Source organism: Mycobacterium bulgaricum (assembly GCF_041287165.2).
GTDB lineage: Bacteria > Actinomycetota > Actinomycetes > Mycobacteriales > Mycobacteriaceae > Mycobacterium > Mycobacterium bulgaricum.
Window position 1 is genome coordinate 1 of sequence record NZ_JBGGKV020000014.1, and the last position, 17,551, is coordinate 17,551.

The 17,551-nt window shown below is 64.7% G+C and carries 23 protein-coding genes; 14 read left to right on the forward strand and 9 right to left on the reverse strand.

Translation table 11 applies throughout. The annotated features are described in order from the left end of the window. Window positions 1-348 precede the first annotated feature (348 nt). Together ACAG24_RS25545 and ACAG24_RS25550 are read right to left on the reverse strand one after the other, a co-directional pair. Window positions 349-1,545: a lycopene cyclase family protein gene (locus ACAG24_RS25545; RefSeq protein WP_370475196.1), complete on the reverse strand. Its 1,197-nt coding sequence runs from the start codon at window positions 1,543-1,545 to the stop codon at window positions 349-351. A 169-nt stretch (window positions 1,546-1,714) separates the two neighbouring features. Further along, window positions 1,715-2,311 carry a TetR/AcrR family transcriptional regulator gene (locus tag ACAG24_RS25550; RefSeq protein WP_370475197.1) on the reverse strand — a complete coding sequence of 199 codons (597 nt, stop codon included), beginning with the start codon at window positions 2,309-2,311 and terminating at the stop codon, window positions 1,715-1,717. Between the two features lie 97 nt (window positions 2,312-2,408). Here ACAG24_RS25550 and ACAG24_RS25555 point away from each other — a divergent pair, with 97 nt between their 5' ends. Further along, the gene (locus ACAG24_RS25555) at window positions 2,409-2,897 is read left to right on the forward strand and encodes a nuclear transport factor 2 family protein (RefSeq protein WP_370475198.1); all 489 of its coding nucleotides are present in this window, start codon (window positions 2,409-2,411) and stop codon (window positions 2,895-2,897) included. Window positions 2,898-3,023: 126 nt separating this feature from the next. Here the strand turns inward: ACAG24_RS25555 and ACAG24_RS25560 are convergent, their stop codons facing one another. Then, entirely contained in the window at window positions 3,024-3,521 is a 498-nt protein-coding gene (locus ACAG24_RS25560) for a GAF domain-containing protein (RefSeq protein WP_370475199.1), read from the reverse strand. Between the two features lie 110 nt (window positions 3,522-3,631). Next, on the reverse strand, window positions 3,632-3,988 hold the full coding sequence (locus ACAG24_RS25565) for a VOC family protein (protein ID WP_370475200.1): 357 nt from the start codon (window positions 3,986-3,988) through the stop codon (window positions 3,632-3,634). 275 nt (window positions 3,989-4,263) lie between these two features. On the opposite strand from ACAG24_RS25565, the gene ACAG24_RS25570 reads away from it, so the two are divergent. The 5 genes from ACAG24_RS25570 to ACAG24_RS25590 all read left to right on the forward strand — a co-directional run bounded on the left by ACAG24_RS25570 (window position 4,264) and on the right by ACAG24_RS25590 (window position 8,729). Beyond that, window positions 4,264-5,484, forward strand: a complete 1,221-nt coding sequence (locus ACAG24_RS25570) for a PE-PPE domain-containing protein (RefSeq protein WP_370475201.1) — start codon at window positions 4,264-4,266, stop codon at window positions 5,482-5,484. Window positions 5,485-5,703: 219 nt separating this feature from the next. Further along, entirely contained in the window at window positions 5,704-6,090 is a 387-nt protein-coding gene (locus ACAG24_RS25575) for a TA system antitoxin ParD family protein (protein WP_370475202.1), read from the forward strand. 40 nt (window positions 6,091-6,130) lie between these two features. Further along, window positions 6,131-6,721 carry an ATPase gene (locus ACAG24_RS25580; protein ID WP_370475203.1) on the forward strand — a complete coding sequence of 197 codons (591 nt, stop codon included), beginning with the start codon at window positions 6,131-6,133 and terminating at the stop codon, window positions 6,719-6,721. 111 nt (window positions 6,722-6,832) lie between these two features. Then, on the forward strand, window positions 6,833-6,991 hold the full coding sequence (locus ACAG24_RS25585) for a hypothetical protein (protein ID WP_370475204.1): 159 nt from the start codon (window positions 6,833-6,835) through the stop codon (window positions 6,989-6,991). A 52-nt stretch (window positions 6,992-7,043) separates the two neighbouring features. Next, entirely contained in the window at window positions 7,044-8,729 is a 1,686-nt protein-coding gene (locus tag ACAG24_RS25590; protein ID WP_370475205.1) for a GMC family oxidoreductase, read from the forward strand. Window positions 8,730-8,762: 33 nt separating this feature from the next. Here the strand turns inward: ACAG24_RS25590 and ACAG24_RS25595 are convergent, their stop codons facing one another. Next, entirely contained in the window at window positions 8,763-9,458 is a 696-nt protein-coding gene (locus tag ACAG24_RS25595) for an SDR family NAD(P)-dependent oxidoreductase (protein ID WP_370475206.1), read from the reverse strand. Between the two features lie 66 nt (window positions 9,459-9,524). Further along, window positions 9,525-9,674, reverse strand: coding sequence for a hypothetical protein (locus ACAG24_RS25600; RefSeq protein WP_370475207.1), 150 nt, complete (start codon window positions 9,672-9,674; stop codon window positions 9,525-9,527). A gap of 171 nt (window positions 9,675-9,845) precedes the next feature. Between ACAG24_RS25600 and ACAG24_RS25605 the strand changes: the two genes are divergently transcribed. After that, entirely contained in the window at window positions 9,846-10,655 is an 810-nt protein-coding gene (locus ACAG24_RS25605) for an LLM class F420-dependent oxidoreductase (protein ID WP_370475208.1), read from the forward strand. Between the two features lie 7 nt (window positions 10,656-10,662). On the opposite strand, the gene ACAG24_RS25610 is transcribed toward ACAG24_RS25605, so the two are convergent. Then, window positions 10,663-11,127: an SRPBCC family protein gene (locus tag ACAG24_RS25610; protein WP_370475209.1), complete on the reverse strand. Its 465-nt coding sequence runs from the start codon at window positions 11,125-11,127 to the stop codon at window positions 10,663-10,665. An 87-nt stretch (window positions 11,128-11,214) separates the two neighbouring features. Here ACAG24_RS25610 and ACAG24_RS25615 point away from each other — a divergent pair, with 87 nt between their 5' ends. Together ACAG24_RS25615 and ACAG24_RS25620 are read left to right on the forward strand one after the other, a co-directional pair. Beyond that, window positions 11,215-11,781: a dihydrofolate reductase family protein gene (locus ACAG24_RS25615; RefSeq protein WP_370475210.1), complete on the forward strand. Its 567-nt coding sequence runs from the start codon at window positions 11,215-11,217 to the stop codon at window positions 11,779-11,781. Between the two features lie 78 nt (window positions 11,782-11,859). Next, on the forward strand, window positions 11,860-12,477 hold the full coding sequence (locus tag ACAG24_RS25620; RefSeq protein ID WP_370475310.1) for an FKBP-type peptidyl-prolyl cis-trans isomerase: 618 nt from the start codon (window positions 11,860-11,862) through the stop codon (window positions 12,475-12,477). Here ACAG24_RS25620 and ACAG24_RS25625 read toward each other — a convergent pair. Beyond that, complete coding sequence (locus ACAG24_RS25625; protein WP_370475211.1) at window positions 12,474-13,316, reverse strand: alpha/beta fold hydrolase; 843 nt, start codon at window positions 13,314-13,316, stop codon at window positions 12,474-12,476. The genes ACAG24_RS25620 and ACAG24_RS25625 overlap by 4 nt on opposite strands. Before the next feature lie 126 nt (window positions 13,317-13,442). Between ACAG24_RS25625 and ACAG24_RS25630 the strand changes: the two genes are divergently transcribed. Both ACAG24_RS25630 and ACAG24_RS25635 read left to right on the forward strand, forming a co-directional pair. Next, on the forward strand, window positions 13,443-13,649 hold the full coding sequence (locus tag ACAG24_RS25630) for a hypothetical protein (RefSeq protein ID WP_370475212.1): 207 nt from the start codon (window positions 13,443-13,445) through the stop codon (window positions 13,647-13,649). A gap of 30 nt (window positions 13,650-13,679) precedes the next feature. Continuing rightward, window positions 13,680-14,546 carry an EamA family transporter gene (locus tag ACAG24_RS25635; RefSeq protein ID WP_370475213.1) on the forward strand — a complete coding sequence of 289 codons (867 nt, stop codon included), beginning with the start codon at window positions 13,680-13,682 and terminating at the stop codon, window positions 14,544-14,546. Window positions 14,547-14,548: 2 nt separating this feature from the next. Here ACAG24_RS25635 and ACAG24_RS25640 read toward each other — a convergent pair whose 3' ends face one another. Next, window positions 14,549-14,980, reverse strand: a complete 432-nt coding sequence (locus ACAG24_RS25640; protein WP_370475215.1) for a hypothetical protein — start codon at window positions 14,978-14,980, stop codon at window positions 14,549-14,551. Between the two features lie 310 nt (window positions 14,981-15,290). Here ACAG24_RS25640 and ACAG24_RS25645 point away from each other — a divergent pair, with 310 nt between their 5' ends. Genes ACAG24_RS25645 through ACAG24_RS25655 form a run of 3 tightly spaced genes read left to right on the forward strand, consistent with a single transcriptional unit; the run spans window position 15,291 to window position 17,549 of the window. Then, window positions 15,291-16,376, forward strand: a complete 1,086-nt coding sequence (locus tag ACAG24_RS25645) for an alpha/beta fold hydrolase (RefSeq protein WP_370475216.1) — start codon at window positions 15,291-15,293, stop codon at window positions 16,374-16,376. A 26-nt stretch (window positions 16,377-16,402) separates the two neighbouring features. Beyond that, on the forward strand, window positions 16,403-16,768 hold the full coding sequence (locus tag ACAG24_RS25650) for an Hsp15 family ribosome-associated heat shock protein (RefSeq protein WP_370475218.1): 366 nt from the start codon (window positions 16,403-16,405) through the stop codon (window positions 16,766-16,768). Between the two features lie 10 nt (window positions 16,769-16,778). After that, complete coding sequence (locus tag ACAG24_RS25655; RefSeq protein ID WP_370475219.1) at window positions 16,779-17,549, forward strand: DUF6498-containing protein; 771 nt, start codon at window positions 16,779-16,781, stop codon at window positions 17,547-17,549. Window positions 17,550-17,551 lie beyond the last annotated feature (2 nt).

A 17,551-nucleotide genomic window follows, 5' to 3' on the forward strand; every position in this document is an offset into this window, starting at 1 on the left:
TAAAGCCGCGCAAACGGGGCGTCGTACGCCCGAAACTGCAGGCGATTTCGACTAAACCTGATAATGCCGTTATCCAGTGGAGTTCGCCGTATTGCGCTGCGGCCCAACTGCTCTCGGTCATCGCGCAAGGCCGAGGAACGCCATCAAGGCTCGCTCGACCTCGACCACTTGTTCGGCAGTCAGACGGCCGACACGGGCATGGACGTTCGATTTTCACGGTGGTGAGCTTGTCGATCATCACATCACTGTCGTGGTCAAGTCCGGACAACAGGCCTGCTCCGCGGGCTATCCGAATGCGCATCAAAGGCGCATCCCACAACGCGCGGGAGAGCCACCTCTTGTGGGTATCTAGGTCCGGGCCAGGGTGTCGTTGCTCGTCAGCGGGCGGCGCAGCGCCGAGGTGACCAGGTGGCGGCGCAACGGACCCCTCGACTGCCGGAACAGACAGTTCATTGCGCTCATGATGCCGGCGAGGTCGTCACGGGCGGTCAGATAGGTCCAGCGGTGAACATCCGGCATGGCGAAGAACTGCTCGAAAAACCCGGGCACGTCTTCCGGAGACATCCTCAGAAGGGCCTCAAGGCCGATACGCCGGAAGCCGTGCACCACCTGTGCCTGACGCGGCCAGACGGCTTTCCTCGCCGCGGCCAGCGCCGCATCGGCTCCAGCGGGCAGATGGGTGGCCAGCGTCTCGGCAACCACGGGCGCGAGACGCAGCGATGCGGCCAGGCTGTACCCGGTCGCCGGATGGATGAGAGGGGCGGCCGCCCCGAAGCCGACTGAACCGGTTCCGCGGTGGCGGGTCTGATCGACCGGGAACCAAACTTTCTCCGTCGCAACGTTTTCCGGCGCTCGGATGCCGTGGTGGCTCAGCCGGGCGTGAAGCCGATGACGCAGCGCGGACATCGGAAATCCCGGTCGCCGCGCCAGTGAGGTTTCTTCCACCAGCACCTGACCACCACCCAGTGGGATCGCGTAGAGGAACGTCGGCCAGCCTGTCTCCCCGTGATCCGCGCGCCAGTCCATGAACAGCGCATCGCCCGCCGTCAACAGCGGTGCTGCGGCATCGGCGTCGAGGACCATGCCGTATGCCGTCTGTTCAGCGGGTGTCCTACGCGACGGGCTCGAACCCAGAGGACGCCACCGGCCGCCGGCGTCGACGATCACCGCGGACCGCAGCAATGTTCCGTCGGCCAACTCGATCACTCCGCGCGCCGGCGACCCCACCGCACGTCCCTTCAGGATTCGCACCCCGGTCAGCCCGTCGGCGAGGTGGGCCTGCAGGGCAGGCACATCGAGGACGGCGTAGTCCCAGCCCAGTTGGTGTTCGGTCAGCGCGATGGCGCGGCCGGCGGCACGGGCTGCGACTACGGACGCCGGCAGGTCGGCCGGAAGCTCTCGGCTCCACATCCCGTAGGTCGCCTTCCACGGTCGGTCCGGCGCAGGATCGAGCAACGCGGTGTCCAATCCGCGACTGCTGCACGCCGAGGCCAACGCTGACCCCGACGGCCCGCCTCCGATGACAAGAACGTCCACAGGCCCCATCGTGCCTTGTCGCCCAGCGGCGCTTCATAGGGCGCTGTCGTGTGTTGCCACGAGGGACCGCTTCTCCCCCGCGCTCAGCGCGTCGAACTTGGCCGGGGACATCCCGAACTCCTCTGCCCCAGACTTTTTCGCGGAGACACCGTCCAACTGTCGGTCCGCACGAGGTTGCCTATTCTGTCTCAGCCAAGAGGGCGGTCGCGATCGTCGCCAAGGCCTTCACCGCGGCCGCGGCGCCTCGGCTGTACTGGGCGTGCACGGCAGCGCCGTCCACCGCAATACCGAGAGCTTGCGCAGTGCGCGCGCGATGTGGCCCCGGTGGCAAGGTGTCCTTGATGGTGGCGACCATGTCGGCCTTGTGCCTCGCCGCAATGTCGTGCACCTGAGGCAGCTCATCTCCAAGTTCGTTGACGCTGTTGATGAAAGCGCATCCGCGAAACGAGTCTGCCGACATCCACTCTTCGACTGCGGAAACGACTGGCAGGCGGCCGCGCCGCCCGGAGGTCGCATGCCGGTCGAGAGCGTCGCGAAACCACTGCATCCAGCGGTCATGGCGCAGTTCCAGGAACGCGACGATCAGCGCGTCCTTGCTCGCAAAGTGGCGGTAGAAGGTCACCTTGGTGATACGCGCCTCGGCGATGACCCTGTCGATCCCGGTCGCGCGGATCCCGTCCCGATAGAACAGTCGGTAGGCGGTGCTCAGTATTCGCTCGCGCGCAGGAAGGGTGTCCAGGTCGACCTGCGGATCGAGGATGTCGGAGACGGTCACGACGTCATTGTAGACAAGTCTGTCTACATCGGCTAGATTCGCCTGTGTAGACAGATCTGTCTACACAGGCACAGTCATCCTGGGAAGTGAGACGACAATGAATGCTCCTACCGCCACCGAAGTGAAACTGCCCGTTCCACCTTTCTCCGACGAGTCTGCAGCCCTCAAGGCACGGCGGGCAGAAGACGCATGGAACACCTGCGATCCCGAGGTCGTGTCCATGGGTTACTCCATCGACAGCCAGTGGCGCAACCGCTCGCACTTCGTCTCTGGCCGCGAAGCCATCGTGCAGTTCCTCTCTGAGAAGTGGAGGCGCGAGCACGAGTACAGGTTGATCAAGGAACTGTGGGCTCACAGCGACAATCGCATCGCGGTCCGCTTCGCGTACGAGTATCACACCGACACCGGCGAGTGGTTCCGTGCGTACGGCAACGAGAACTGGTTGTTCAACGCCTCCGGATTGATGACCCACCGCCACGCAAGCATCAACGACGTGTCGATTCGAGAAGGCGACCGAAAGTTCTTCTGGGACCGCAGTGGCCCGCGCCCGGATGGCCACCCCGGACTGTCTGAACTCGGCTTATAGGCCGCCAACCCCGCGGACTGACTAGTCATCTTCACCTACGGCGGCTGCTGTGAGGGCGCGAGATGGCCAGGTGCCGTTCGGTTGTGCGCCCCCTGCACCGCACGCACGATGCGTCAGCGCGATGCCTCAACTCAAGGCGTCGCCATCCTCCTCGACAATCCGCTCGACCTCGCCTGCGAACTGCGCGAGCTGCTCGCGTTCCTCGTCGGTGTAATCGCGCGCTCGGTCGTCAAGCACACAGACCGTTCCGACGACTTTGCCCGCGCCGTCGTGTACCGGCACACCGAGGTAGTTGCGCAGACCGAACTCCACCTCATCCTCGTTACCGGCGAAGGTGGCGTCGTCCCGCGAATCACGGACGAACAACGGACTATCGCTGTCGACCATCCGCTCGCAGTAGAGCGGCACCCTTGACTCGTGGTCCAGAGCCTTCTGTCCGGCCGCACCAACCGTGTAGTGCCGGGTGGCCTCGCCGGCGGTCGCCGCGACGACCATCGAATCACTTTCGGAACGCATGACCAGAACCGACTTCACACCGAGCCGCGCGGCGATCGTGTCGAGTTGGTCGGCCAAGGGTGCGAGGCCCGCAGTGGTGTCCGTCTTGTGGGGTTGGGATTCAGGCATCCCTCCACTGTCCCGGCCCCCGCGGCAGACGGCAACCGTCTAGTTCCCTGGAAACGTATGGCAGAGCCAGGATCTCGCCGGTTGCGCTCTGCCGCGGGTCGGCGGACGCGTCATTCCGACGGCGGCTCGTACAGTTGGAGGTCGTTGCCTTCCGAGTCCTTGAAGGACGCGATGCGGCCCCAGGAGTGATCACTGATATCGCCGACGAACGACACACCTTCGCCCTTCAGCCGAGAAACCTCGTCCTCGATTCCGCTGTCTGGTTGAAAAGTGAGCAGCGCGCCACCACTGCCGTCAGCCCCGGACGATTCGCGCGCATTCAACCCGACCATCAGTCCGTTGGCGTCCAATTCCGACCAGTCGTCCGATTCTTTCTTGACCTCAAGCCCGAGGGTATCGCCGTAAAAGCCCAACGCCCGCTTCATATCCTTCACCGGTAACCACACTGTCGCTACGCCTGATGCCACGTTCCGCCTCCTTGGTCTGAGTGTTGTCGAACAGTGGTGCGGTACCCCGCGCCGTCGTTTCGAGTCTCGGAAATTTGTGACGTCTGAACCGGGAGCTGATCGGCACGTAGGCACCAGTCCCAGCCAAGCTGGTGTTCCGTATGTGGGCGGTCGTGAAAATCTTACGTCTACGCAGTTTTGCTAGATTTGCGATTGTGAGAGAAAAAAGCTGCTGTTAGTCTCAGCACCTAGGGAGGCTTGTGGGGGGTCCTCCCATTCTCGGGGGAGATAACCAAATGATTCAACACACGCACAAACTCGTCGGAACAGCGCTCGCGGCGAGCTCATTCCTTATTGCTCCGGCAGCATTTGCCGCACCTCCGACGGCGTGCGCGCCGGGAACGTGCGGCGTCACCACCACGGCTTTACTCGTCGGCGGTGAAGGTAGCTACGCCACGCTCACCGAAGAGCAGATGACCACTGCGTTCGGCGGATACTTCAAGAACTACAAGAACCGCATCAGCGTGCCTTTTCCCGGTGACGCCCCGTTCGAGGTGTCCGTCCCCGTGGGATCCGACAACCTCTACAACGCCATCTATGCCCATCAAGCATCCGATGGCGGTCCTCTCACCATCGGTGGTGTCTCGAAGGGCGCTGCCTCTGTGGTTGACGTGCTTTACCGCCTACTCGAGGACTACGAGGACTCCAACGACGCGGTGACGCCGCCGTCGAAGGACTCGATGAACGTTGCCATCTACGGGGCGCCGGGGAAGGTGTTCTTCCTCAGTGTCAAACATCAGCCGATTCCTGATACGCCGTGGGACACCCTGCTGGTGTCGGGCGAGTACGACGGCATCGCCGACTTTCCGGATAATCCTTTCAATGTCTTGGCGTTGCTCAACGCGCTTGAGGGCGCCCAAAGTCGACATGTGGACGCGGCGTTCTACGACGTGACGAGCAACCCGGTCTACTACAAGACGGTGACCAATTCCTCTGGCGCTGAGGTGACTTACGTCGTCATTCCGTCTGAGCGATTGCCTTTGCTCAACGACTTGTACGAAAGCGATGCCTGGTCGCCCGGCGCGGTTGCTTGGCTGGAGAAAGCTCTGCGGCCCGTCATCGACAGCGCTTACAAGCGTCACTGGCCGTCGCAGCAGGATGACTGGACTTACGGAATCGCGCCCATGCCAGTCCCTCCGAACAAGCCGAGCGCGTCGGCCGAAGGCGAGAGCTCTTTAAACGAAGAGCTTTCAAAGGCCGTTCAGCGCAAAACCTTCAGCGATGAGGACTACGTGGGAAAGCATCGCCAGAAAGAGGACGCGCAAGACGCATTGGTCGACCCAGAGATCGAGGACGAAACGAAGGAAGACGCCGACGTCGAAATCAATGAGATTGCCGACACGGAGGCCGAATCCGAGGATGCGGCGTCGGCAGAAAGCAACGAGACGAACGACTCCGACGTGAGCACACCTGAGGCCGGGAACGAATCGTCACACGAGAGCGAGGGCGCCGAGTGAATCCGGCCGAAGGCCCCTGCGTTCCGCTCTGACGCAGGGGCTTTCACTCCGGGTGCCGTGAATCCATCGTCGACCGGGTCCGCGGGCAGCGCGGGATCCTCATGCACCGGGCCGGCGCCGCTGTGTCACCCAGCGTGCGCGCGATATCGCAGTGGCTTACGGCCGGAGTTGTAGCAGACTGCTACATTGGTAGCAGACTGCTACATAGCTGGAGGCGTCATGACGGATACCGCAGATCGGGTGACCCGCGTCGCCGCGGACCTGATGGAAAGCGCCGCAGCCGAGGGCTCGCGTCAAAGCCGGTCGGCCAAGCAGCAGCTGGACCACTGGGCTCGCGTCGGGCGCGCAGTGTCCAGCCAACACAGCGCAGCCCGCCGCAAGATCGAGGCCGCTCTGGCGGGCGATGCACCGTTAAGCCTTCTCTCGGCCGAGGAAGGCGTGGTGTTCAACGCCGAGATCGCTGCATCCGTGGAGGAAAACCTGGCCAGTGCCGACTACGGCGCGACCCTGGCTGCCCGCGGAATCACGACGGTCGCGCTCGACGACAACGGTGACATCGTGCAGTACCGCCCGGACGGCAGCTCGGTGATCCTGGAACGCCAGTGACCCCTCCACCTGAAGAAGGCCCGGTGACCTGGCGTCACGCGTGAAACGTCTCGACCTTGTCATCGGATCCAACGGCGCAGGCAAGTCCACGTTCATCGAGCTGACTCTCGCTCCCCTGCTGCCCGACAGCGCCTTCGTCAACGCCGACGAGATCGCCAAGCGTCGCTGGCCCGAGGCGCCCGCAGAGCACGCCTACGACGCCGCGCGCGTGGCCGCACAAACCCGCGCCCGGCTCATCGAATTCGGTGAGTCTTTCATCGCCGAAACCGTCTTCTCCCATCCCTCGAAGCTGGAGCTCATCGATACGGCGCAGGCCGCCGGCTACACCGTGATCCTGCATGCTGTGCTCATCCCGGAAGACCTCGCCGTGCACCGTGTCCGCCACCGCGTCGCCGCCGGCGGGCACGACGTCCCTGAACGGAAAATTCGCGAACGCTACCAACGGCTTTGGGGCCTCGTCGTACTCGCTGCCGAACGCGCCGATTCGGCAACGTTTTACGACAACAGCACCACCCGGGGGCCCCAGATTGTCGCTCGCACGGTCGCCGGCTTCAGCGTCGGCGCCCCCTCCTGGCCGCAATGGGTGCCCGAGGTCCTGACAACGCACTGGCCCGCCCATCCCCCGGACTGAGCCCCCGCATCACCACGCGGTCGCCCGGCCGCGACCCTCGTGCGGTCACCCGCGTCTCCCTTGCTGTGACATATCAACCCGAACGACGCGCCGCAGGCGGACAATTACTGGATGTCCACTGCGCTCTGGATCCTCGTTGCGATATTTGCCGTCGGCCTCATCGCCAGCGGATTGTGGCGAATACGCGCCTGGTTGCAGAAGCCGGCCCCGCCCGAGGTGATCGAGGCCGCGCGCCGTCGGAACGAGGAAGAGGACCGCTCCCCCGATTGAGCACGCCGAATCCAGTGCGGCACGCTATCCCCATGAAGGATCGATGCCGGACATGAGCCCCGTCGCCGAATTCGACTTCATCATCGTGGGAGCGGGCAGCGCGGGCTGCCTGCTGGCCAATCGGCTCAGCGCCAACCCGGATCACCGCGTGCTGCTGATCGAAGCGGGTGGTACGGACAACTGGTTCTGGATCAAGGTTCCGGTGGGCTACCTGTACACCATCGCGAACCCTCGCACCGACTGGTGTTTCACGACCGAACCGGACCCGGGCCTGGTCGGCCGCAGCATCCACTATGCGCGGGGCCGCGTCATCGGCGGCAGCTCCTCGATCAACGCCATGATCCACATGCGCGGCCAAGCCTCCGACTACGAACTCTGGGCGCAGGCCACCGAGGACGAGCGCTGGCTCTGGGGTGGTGGGGACGGTCCTGGCGAGACACTGTCGATCTACAAGCAGCTTGAGGACTACTTCGGCGGCGCCGACGACTGGCATGGCGCCGAGGGTGAGATCCCCGTCGAGCGCCCGCGCGTGCGCTGGAAAATTCTGGACGCCTGGCAGGCCGCTGCTGCCGAGATGGGTATCGCCCCGATCGAGGAATTCAATCGAGGAGACAACGCAGGCAGCGCGTACTTCCACGTCAACCAGCGGCGCGGTCGGCGCTGGTCGATGGCCGACGCATTCCTGCACCCCGTTGCCCACCGGCCCAACCTCACCGTCTGGGCACAGACGCAGGCCGTGAAGCTGCTGATGGATGATCAGGTACGCGAAGATCAACGTCGCGGTGCCTGGACGACGGCCCAACACCGCGCGACGGGTGTGCGGATGCTCAGGGACGGACAGGCCATCGAGGCTCGGGCCCGCCGAGAAGTGATCCTGAGCGCTGGGGCCATCGGCTCGCCGCATCTGATGCAGGCCTCCGGACTCGGACCCGCCGCACTACTCACCCAACATCAGGTGCCGGTGGCCGTGGATCTGCCCGGAGTCGGCGAGAATCTCCAGGACCACTTGCAGCTGCGCACGGTCTACCGGGTGCGGGGCGCCCGGACGGTCAACACGTTGTACCGCAACTGGATCACACGGGCAGGCATGGGACTTCAGTACCTGCTGCTGAGGTCTGGCCCCATGACCATGCCGCCGTCCACGCTGGGCGCGTTCGCCAAGAGCGACCCCGCCCTGGCCAGTGCGGACCTGGAATGGCACGTACAGCCCTTGTCTTTGAAGAAGTTCGGTGAACCTCTGCACCGGTTCGGGGCGATCACGCCGTCAGTGTGCAATCTGCGACCAACCTCGCGCGGTCACGTGCGTATCGCCAGTGCTGACCCGCTGATCTACCCGACGATCGCATGCAATTATCTGTCGACGGACACCGATCGGCGGATCGCCGTACGCGGCTTGCGGATGACCCGGCAGATCATGGCGGCGCCGTCCATGGCCCGCTATCGACCGGAGGAAATGCTTCCGGGCCCGAATATCGTCAGCGACGACGACCTGCAACAGGCAGCAGGTGAACTCGGCACCACCATCTTCCATCCGGTGGGCACCGCCGCCATGGGGGCCTTCGACGGGCGCGGCCTGCCGCGCTCGACCGCAACAGTGCTCGACGCCGACTGTCGCGTATATCGCGTCGCGGGCCTTCGGGTGGTCGATGCGTCGGCGATGCCCACCATCACCTCCGGCAACACCAACGCGCCGGTCATGCTCATCGCTGAGCGCGCAGCTCGGGCTATCCTGCGCTGAATCCCCGACCATCACAACGCCGTTCGTGTCCCATCACCACGGAAGCGGGCCATGACGATCGGAAAAGGTCCCTGTGGGCCCGTCCGGCCCGATCGTTGCGAGTCGGATGATGGCATCCGTGCCCTCGGTGACGGTCTGATGACCGCTGTTCCCGTTGATGTCGGTGGCGGTGTAACCGGGGTCGACAACGTTGATCCGGATATCGGGTAGCGCCTTGGCGTACTGGAGCGTGAGCATGCCGACCGCGGACTTGGACGAACCGTAAACCACGGTGGCGAAGCTGGATTCGAAACGGTCGGGGTTAGTGACCACACCGAAGGAACCCAGACCGCTGCTCACATTGACAATGACAGGAGACGGTGCGGCGCGCAGCAGCGGCAGGAAGGCATGCGTCGTCCGAACGATGCCGAAGACGTTGACGTCATAGACGGCTTGCATGGCGGACGCGGTGACGTCCTCGGGCGGAAGCATCGCATCCGCGACGCCTGCGTTGTTGATCAGGACATCGAGACGACCTTCACGCTGCTCGACCTCGGCCGCCGCGGCGGCCGCCGACCCATCGTCACTGACGTCCAACTGAACGAATTGCGCACCAAGAGATTCCGCGGCGCTTCTGCCACGCTCTACGTCTCGAGCCCCGATGTAGACGGTGTGGCCCAGTTCGATGAGCCGGCGCGCCGCTTCGTATCCGAGGCCCTTGTTGCCGCCCGTGATCAGCGTGATGGTCATTGAAGGTCCTCGCTCCCGACACGGTTATGTTCTCCGACCACCGTAGCGGGGCTTCACGCCTCCGGCTCAGCGTTGCTCGTTGGCGTCACCGGGATGGGGAACGTTGTCTTCGTCCACGTAGGCGGAGTGCTCGGTGTCGACACCCTCATGGTCGCGCGGTCCCTCGTTGGAGCCTTCCGATTCGACCGCGTCCGCAGCGTCACTGGGCATCGTCATGTCAAGGTCCTTCCGTTCTTGGTGAACGAGTCTTCGTAGGCGGGTTGATCCGTGCAAGGGTGCCCGGTCTGCGTGCCGATGAACCGACATCGAGCCATGACGATCCGGAATAAACCTCACACTGGACGAACTTGGCTTCAGAGTCGCCCCTTCACCGACTCAGGAGCTTCCATGACCCGTCCCGTCCGCGTCGCCGTACAGATCCAGCCAGGCGGCACACCCGATTACGCCACCTGGCGCGATGCTGTCCTTGCCGCCGACGACCTGGGCGTCGACGTCATCTTCGGCTACGACCACTTTCACCGTCCCGCGATGGAGGGCATCGTCGACGGCAAGCCCATCCTGACCGAAGAGCAACCCGACGTCGCCAACTTCGAAGGATGGACCGCCCTCGCATCGTGGGGCGAGATCACCTCACACGCCGAGATCGGGCTCCTCGTCACAGGCGTCGGCTACCGCAACCCGGATCTGCTCGCTGACATGGCACGCACCGTCGACCACATCAGCGGGGGCCGATTGATCCTGGGCCTCGGGGCAGGGTGGTACGAAAAGGACTACACCACATACGGTTACGAGTTCGGCACCTTCGGCTCTCGCTTCGATCTGTTCGACGAAAGCCTTATTCGCATCGAAAAGCGACTCGCCGCGTTGATCCCACCGCCCATGCGCAAACTGCCGATCCTCATCGGCGGTACCGGGCCCAAGCGTTCGCTTCCCGCCATTGCCCGGCATGCAGATATCTGGCACGCGTTCCAAGGGCTCGACGCGTTCCGCAGATCCAGCGACCGTGTCGACGAGCTGGCCGCGACCTTCGGCCGCAACGGTGCCGATATCGAACGTTCGACGCTGTGGGAGAACGCCGAGAGTGCCGATGCGTTCCGCGAGGTGGGCGTGACGCTGTTCCAGACCGAACTCACCGCCGACAACGGTTACGATCTGACGTCGCTCAAGGAGGTGCTCACCTGGCGGGACAACGGGTGATGTGAGCCTAGGGCGACACCTCGGCCGCGAGGCGCGCAAGCGTGTCGGAGAGCTGATCCTCCGTCACCAGTGGGAACTTCACCTTCTCGAGCAGCTTCTTGTCGGTGACCTTGGACCAGTCATAGGTGTGGCGGACCAGCGTGCTGTCAGGCCCCTCAGCTTCCAACTCCCACAACCATTCCCAGCCAGGTGGCTCCGTGCCCGCGGGTGCGGTCTTCCACGCCAGCAGTTTGTCCTTGGCGTAGCCGGACACGTGGTTGTCGGTCTTGTATTCGCCACCCATGTGATCGCCCTGCATGTTCATCGTGAACACCTCGCCGACCTTGGTGATCCGATCGGCGTGGTCCACGCCGCGGATGAAGCCTGAGCCGTCGAGCGCCTGGTGCCGCGCCGGATTCGACAAAACGTCGAACACCGCGTCGACGGGCGCCGCGATCGTTCGTTCGACAGTTACCTTCTCGTTTTCGCTCATGACCCCCCTGTACCCAACAGGGGCCCAAACGGCACGTGGCTCATCGATGACGCGATGAGTTCAGTCCTACCGGGCAGTCTGTACGGCATGGGCACACTCATCTATGGCTTCACCGTGTCGCTGGACGGGTACATCGCCGATGCGCAGGGCAGCATCGACTGGAGCGACCCGAGCGAGGAGCTGCACCACTACTGGAACGACTTCGAGCGCGAGACAGCTCTGTCCTTTTACGGTCGGCGGCTCTACGAACTGATGTCGGCGTACTGGCCGACTGCTGACCAGGATCCGGACGCCAGCCCATTGATCATCGACTTTGCGCGCGTGTGGCGCGACATGCCCAAGGTGGTGTTCTCCTCGACCCTCGAGTCGGTCGACTGGAACTCCCGGTTGGAACGCGGTGACCCGGTCGAGGTGGTACGAAAGCTGAAATCCGAGACCGAGGGGCAGCTGGAAATCGCCGGTGCGACCCTGGCCGCGCCCGTTGTCCAGGCCGGACTGGTGGACGAGTACCGGATTGTGCTGGCACCTACCGTCGTCGGGGGTGGCACCCCGTTCTTCCCGACGCTACCGTCGTGGATGTCGTTGCGGCTGCTGGAGAATCGCACCTTCCCCGGTGGGACGATTCTGCTGCGCTATGAGGCGAAACACGACTGATCGTTCAGGGACTATTGCCGGAATGATTACGAATCGGGCTCCTCGACGTGATCCTGCATGGAGCCAGGACGCGTCCGCGTGGTGATCGGCCGACAGCTCCCGTCTAGTACCGTGGCGGCGGTGAAATCCTCCCGTCTGGTTGCCCCTGTTGCCCTCGCCGCGTTCGCGCTTTCTCTGACCGCCTGCGGTTCCGGGTCGGTTCCGTCGTCGGCCGCGCAGGCGCCGGCCCCGATCACGGGGTGCCCAACCGCAGCGCCGGCGGGCGATGCCGCGGCGGAGTGGACGCTGCCCGGAGCGACCGGCAGCGTTGCGGTGACCGGATCGACGGACACGGCGGCACCGCTGGTGACGGTCACGCCGCCGTTCAGCGTCTCCGAGACCCAGGTGCATACGTTGCAGGCGGGGGCCGGCCCGGTGGTGTCCCCCGCCGCCACCGTCTCGGTCTGCTACATGGGCATCAACGGGCGGGACGGATCGGTGTTCGACAGCAGCTACCAGCGCGGTGCCCCCGTCGACTTCCCGCTCGACGGCGTCGTGGCCGGATTCCAGAAGGCCATTGCCGGACAGACCGTCGGATCCACTGTCGCTGTCGCCATGACCTCGGCCGATGGTTACCCCCAGGGCCAGCCCGGCGCCGGAATTCTGCCCGGCGACTCACTCGTCTTCGCAATAAAGATCCTCGACGCCACAGGCTAGAAGAGCTCCGGTGTCGGGGGCGGCGCATCGTCGAGGAACGCAGTCACCATCGGCACGAGCACCGCTGCCTCACCGCTGAGGCCGATGTGCGACATCGCGGGCAGCACCACCAAGCGTGCGTCGGGAGCTCTCTCCAACAGTCCGGTCCGCGCCGCCTCGTCATCGGTTCCGCCACGCAACCGGAACAACGTCACCGCGTGGTCCAGGTTCACCGAGTCCGCATCGCCGACGATGACCATCGTCTTGGACCGGATGTTGCGCACCTGCGCCTCGGGGATCTCCTGATCTTCGGCGTTGAGAACCTTCATCTTCTCCAGATACGCATCGAATGCCGCGGCGTCCGGGGTGTGCGCCTTGAACGCCGTTTCTACCGTGGTGCCGACGAAAGCCGCCGCGCTGAGTTGTGCCATCGACTCGGCCAGCGACGGGTGCCAGCCGTCGCGGTGGAAGGTGGCCGACATCAACACGAGCTTTCCGACAAGCGATGCGTGCCGGATCGCGAGTTGCAGCGCGACGCCGCCACCCTGTGAGTACCCCATGACGTCTGCGCGCTCGATGCCCAACGCGCGCAACAGGTCCGCGGCATCGTCGGCGAACTGCTCATACGACATGGCTCGGGCGGTGTCCGGCGTTTGGCCGTGCCCCTGCTGGTCGAACGTGATCACGGTGCGCCGTTGGGCGAAACCGGTGACCCATGCCGGCATGGAATCCGCAGACATGAATGCTCCAGGGATGAGCAACAACGGCGGTTGCGAAGCGCTGAGCTCACCCTGGATCTCGTAGTGGAGGTCCAGGCCGTTGATCGGGAAGTGGCCACTGCGCGAAGGTGTTGTTCCCATATCGGTTGGACCGCCGCGACGGACGGAACTCATCGGCCGAAGTGCCTCGTTCCGATGCTGGCAACGGCTAATGTTCGGCGCGTACGCCTGCCAAGAGCAAACGATGGGAATCGCATGGGATTCGCGATGACAGGTTCGACTCGCCGCGGAATCAGCCGTTTGACGGCGATCCCCGGCCTCTCACCCGTCTTCGAGTCGATTACCTGGAATCCGCCCGGGTTCACCCCGGCGGGAGGCGAGGGGATGATCTACGACGCCGCCCCGGCGCTCGGCGGCCCGTTCGTGGCGAGATGGGCGGGAAGCTACTGGGACATCGAATACCAGTACTGCTGAGCGAACTTCGGCCCCTACTCGAAGACGCGAATGAAGACAGATGAGGCCCGCGCCGGGGTCCTGATGGCCATCGCGGCCCAGATCTGCATCCAACTGGGCCTGGTGGTCGCCGTCGGACTGATCGACACGATCGGATCGGACGGGACCGCTTGGCTGAGACTGTCGTTGGCGGGCTTCGTGCTTCTGGTGGCGGTGCGTCCCCGGCCGTCGGCATTCACGTTTCGCACATTCGGTATGTGTGTCGTGCTCGGTGGCGTCACGGCGGCCATCTCGCTGTTCTTCATGGCGTCACTGGATCGTCTTGCGCTGGGCACCGCCACCGCACTCGAGTTCCTCGGTCCGCTGATGATCGCTGTGATTTCCGGGAGTGGGCGTCACCGGTTCCTGTGGCCCGCTCTGGCCGCGATCGGTGTCGTGTTGCTCAGTCAGCCCTTCGGCGGTGGCATCGACCCCAAGGGTGCGCTCCTCGCCGTCATGGCGGGTGTGTGTTGGGCGATCTACATCCTTCTCACCCAACGCGTCGGCGACGAGGTCGCCGGTGTCAACGGGCTCGCCGTGTCGATGCCCATTGCCGGGCTGGTGGCCTCGTTCTTCGTTGATGCTAAAGCCTTTTCACTGCTCACGCCACAGGTCATCGTGATCGGTCTGATCATGGCGATGTTGCTGCCGGTGATCCCCTACGTTCTTGAGCTGCTGGCGTTGCGTCGTTTGACGACAGCGACATTCGGCATCCTGATGAGCTTGGAGCCCGCGTTCGCGGTACTCGTCGGCTTCCTGCTTCTCGGCCAGAACCCGGGGTGGGCCGGCCTTTTCGGCATTGCTGCGGTCGTGGCCGCCGGCGTCGGAGCATCGCGAGCCGGCGGCCGGGAAATGGCTGTGCCTCTAGAAGTCGGCTGACCTCAGCGAAGTGAGCCCGGCGGCCAGTCGATCCCGATCTCATCACAGATCGGCGGGATGATGATCAACGCCCCGCGCGGACTGCAGAACGGCATCGGCGGAGGCGGAGGCGGCGGCGGGGCAGGCGCCACCGGCGGCGGCGGGGTGGCCGGCCGGGGCGCACCCGACCACGGATACATGGTGTTGGTCGTGACGTCGGTGATGCCGAACGAGTCCCAGTACCAGTCGTGGCAGACGTTCCAGTCCCACGAAAGCACCTGCCCGCCAGGAGGAGCCGGGTCACCGGGGCACCAGTGCGTACATGTCATCCCCTGCGGACAGTTGCCGCCCTGGTAACTCGGCCCCTGGGCCGACGCCGACGGTAGCGCCGCGCCGGTGAGCGCGACACCCGCGGCGAACGCCACGGAGGCGGCGAACCGCACAGTCCGGTTCATGGTGAATCCTCTCTGCAGGCGATGTTCTCGCCGCCAGCACACCCGTCGGCGCCGGCTACCGATCCCAAGAACCGCGCCTAGGACGTCGCGCGCTCGCGTGCCTTCTCGAGTTCGGCGATGACCGCGTCGACTTCGGCGCGACGCTCTGCAGGCACCGGGGTTGCGTCCGCGAATCAACGACCCTGCCCGAAATCCCACGTCACCTGTGCCCTCAGCCCGGTTGAACGCCGCACTGGATACTACGAAACGTAGTAAACACGGGGCGGTGGCCCGTGCGGCTTAGGATTCCGTCGATGGGGAGGAAGGGGCGATGACGGGGCCACCGCACCGGCGGGCATTCTTGAGGACCAGCTTGGGCGTTCTCGCCGGGCTCGCGGGCGGCGCCGCGTGCGCAGCACCCGATCTCACGGCCCGCCCGCCCGAGCGTGAACCGCACATCGCCGAGCACTACCTCGTCCATACCAACCTCAGCTACGCGGCGCCCGCCGAGCGCAGTCACCTCCTCGATCTCTACCTCCCCCGCGCCGCCGAGGGGCCGGTTCCGGTCGTGATCTTTCAGATGGGCTCCGCGTTCCGAGGTGAGGACACCAAAGGCAAAGCGCTCGCCGACGGGAACGGCGCCGATGTCAACGTCCTGCCGGACCCCGGCAGCATGCTGGGCGCTCCCCAGTTGGCGACGCTCTGGGTGCCGCGCGGCTACGCGATCGTCGGGCTCAACGTGCGAAGCAGTAGCCAGGCCACCTTTCCCGCGCAAGTGCACGACGTCAAGGCGGCCATCCGATTCCTGCGAGCCCGGGCGGCTGCGTACGGATTGGACCCGCACCGTTTCGCCACGATGGGCAACAGCAGCGGTGGGTGGATCGCCATGATGGCGGCAGTGACATCGGGAATCGCGGAATTGGAAGGGGATCTGGGCAATCCCGAGCAATCCAGTTCTGTCCGGGCTGCGATCAACCTCTTCGGCCCGACCGACTTCCTGGCCATGGACGCCCACCGGCTGCCCGAAGGTCAGATTCACGACGAACCCGATTCGCCCGAATCGGAATTGATGGGATTTCCCATTCAGACCGACCGGGCCGCCGTTGAAAAAGCTAATCCGGCAACGTATGTGACCGCCGGCAGTCCGCCCGTCTTCATCGCGCATGGAACCGCCGACCCGTTGGTGCCCGCCAACCAATCCGAGATCCTGTTCGACGCCTACGCCTCCGCGGGGGCGACAGCGACACTGGCTCTACTGCCCGATGTCGGACACACCGACGCCTTCCTCTATGCCCCGAACTACTCGCCGGGGCGGGTGGTCAAACACACCCGGGACGGAAGGATCAGCACAGGATCGGACCCCGCACCCACTTTCGACGCGCTGCTGTCCTTTCTCGACACACACCTGCGCGCCTGAGGGCTGTGATCGGTGATGATGGGGGCATGGAGTCCACCCGCGTCGATCGATGGCTCTGGGCGGTCCGCTTGACGAAGACGCGCCCCGACGCGGCTTCGGCATGCCGTGGCGGGCAGGTGAAGGTCAACGGCCGACAGGCCAAGCCGTCGACCATGGTGTCCCCCGGTGATGAGGTACGCGCCCGGGTGGGTGACACCACCAGGATCGTCCAGGTGTCGCGGATCATCCAGAAGCGGGTGGGAGCCGCCGATGCCGTGACGTGCTATCTCGACCGGACGCCTCCGCCACCGCCCACGGTGTCGGTGCCCGTCGCGGTCCGAGACCGCGGCGCAGGCCGTCCGACAAAACGGGACCGGCGAATGCTCGACAAGTGGCGCGCAAGCCAGAACTGACCGCCACTCCGTGATTCGACTCGCTCACGTGCTGGCCGTGTTGGCCATCATCGCCATCCCGGCTCTCGGCTGGTTCGTCGAAGGCTGGTCAGGCGCGACCACGCTGCTGGTGTACTGGTTCGAGACGCTCGCGGGTTCGCTGATCACCGCGGCCCGGATCATGGTCCACCGCCGATGGGTACCGAAGCGCGGGCACTTCCGTTACGAGGCATCGACGACGAATCGCCACAGCCCGTCGAGTTCGCCCTTCGTCGCCGGCTTTCTGATGACGAGTCTGATTTTCACCGCCGCCCACGGGCTGTTCCTCGCCGTCATCATCTTCCTGATCGGCCGCAACGCGGAACCTGAACTCGCCGAGATCAATTGGCGCAGTGTGGGGTACGCGTGCATTGCCGTCCTCGGATTCCTGAGCGCCGATTTCGCCTTCGACCTGCTCACCCTGAGAAGGTGGTCCTTCTGGCAGATCGAACAGACGGCGCAACGCGGAATGAGCCGTATCGTCGTCGTCCACCTCACGTTGATCTTCGGCCTGCTCGGTGTGGCGATGACGGGCGCATCGAATGCGCTGTTCGGTGTGTTCGTGGTGCTGAAGAGCATGGCATCGCTGAGTTTTGTTCTGCCGCAATGGGAACCGGCTCAGCCTCCGGCATGGTTGAGTCGCGCGATGAACCGGATGCCGAATGTGCATCCCGGTGAACGGTTCGAGGACTTCTGGGCCAAAGACCGCACCGACGAGCGGGCGCGTCGCGAGCGCAACGAGCAGCCATGGTCCCCGCGCTGACG

Bases quoted from the DNA above. Each gene is read 5' to 3' on its own strand.
- ACAG24_RS25545 (WP_370475196.1), bottom strand. From the start codon at position 1,545: ATGGGGCCTGTGGACGTTCTTGTCATCGGAGGCGGGCCGTCGGGGTCA.
- ACAG24_RS25555 (WP_370475198.1), top strand. From the start codon at position 2,409: ATGAATGCTCCTACCGCCACCGAAGTGAAACTGCCCGTTCCACCTTTC.
- ACAG24_RS25560 (WP_370475199.1), bottom strand. From the start codon at position 3,521: ATGCCTGAATCCCAACCCCACAAGACGGACACCACTGCGGGCCTCGCA.
- ACAG24_RS25570 (WP_370475201.1), top strand. From the start codon at position 4,264: ATGATTCAACACACGCACAAACTCGTCGGAACAGCGCTCGCGGCGAGC.
- ACAG24_RS25575 (WP_370475202.1), top strand. From the start codon at position 5,704: ATGACGGATACCGCAGATCGGGTGACCCGCGTCGCCGCGGACCTGATG.
- ACAG24_RS25585 (WP_370475204.1), top strand. From the start codon at position 6,833: ATGTCCACTGCGCTCTGGATCCTCGTTGCGATATTTGCCGTCGGCCTC.
- ACAG24_RS25590 (WP_370475205.1), top strand. From the start codon at position 7,044: ATGAGCCCCGTCGCCGAATTCGACTTCATCATCGTGGGAGCGGGCAGC.
- ACAG24_RS25595 (WP_370475206.1), bottom strand. From the start codon at position 9,458: ATGACCATCACGCTGATCACGGGCGGCAACAAGGGCCTCGGATACGAA.
- ACAG24_RS25600 (WP_370475207.1), bottom strand. From the start codon at position 9,674: ATGACGATGCCCAGTGACGCTGCGGACGCGGTCGAATCGGAAGGCTCC.
- ACAG24_RS25605 (WP_370475208.1), top strand. From the start codon at position 9,846: ATGACCCGTCCCGTCCGCGTCGCCGTACAGATCCAGCCAGGCGGCACA.
- ACAG24_RS25610 (WP_370475209.1), bottom strand. From the start codon at position 11,127: ATGAGCGAAAACGAGAAGGTAACTGTCGAACGAACGATCGCGGCGCCC.
- ACAG24_RS25615 (WP_370475210.1), top strand. From the start codon at position 11,215: ATGGGCACACTCATCTATGGCTTCACCGTGTCGCTGGACGGGTACATC.
- ACAG24_RS25625 (WP_370475211.1), bottom strand. From the start codon at position 13,316: ATGGGAACAACACCTTCGCGCAGTGGCCACTTCCCGATCAACGGCCTG.
- ACAG24_RS25630 (WP_370475212.1), top strand. From the start codon at position 13,443: ATGACAGGTTCGACTCGCCGCGGAATCAGCCGTTTGACGGCGATCCCC.
- ACAG24_RS25635 (WP_370475213.1), top strand. From the start codon at position 13,680: ATGAAGACAGATGAGGCCCGCGCCGGGGTCCTGATGGCCATCGCGGCC.
- ACAG24_RS25640 (WP_370475215.1), bottom strand. From the start codon at position 14,980: ATGAACCGGACTGTGCGGTTCGCCGCCTCCGTGGCGTTCGCCGCGGGT.
- ACAG24_RS25645 (WP_370475216.1), top strand. From the start codon at position 15,291: ATGACGGGGCCACCGCACCGGCGGGCATTCTTGAGGACCAGCTTGGGC.
- ACAG24_RS25650 (WP_370475218.1), top strand. From the start codon at position 16,403: ATGGAGTCCACCCGCGTCGATCGATGGCTCTGGGCGGTCCGCTTGACG.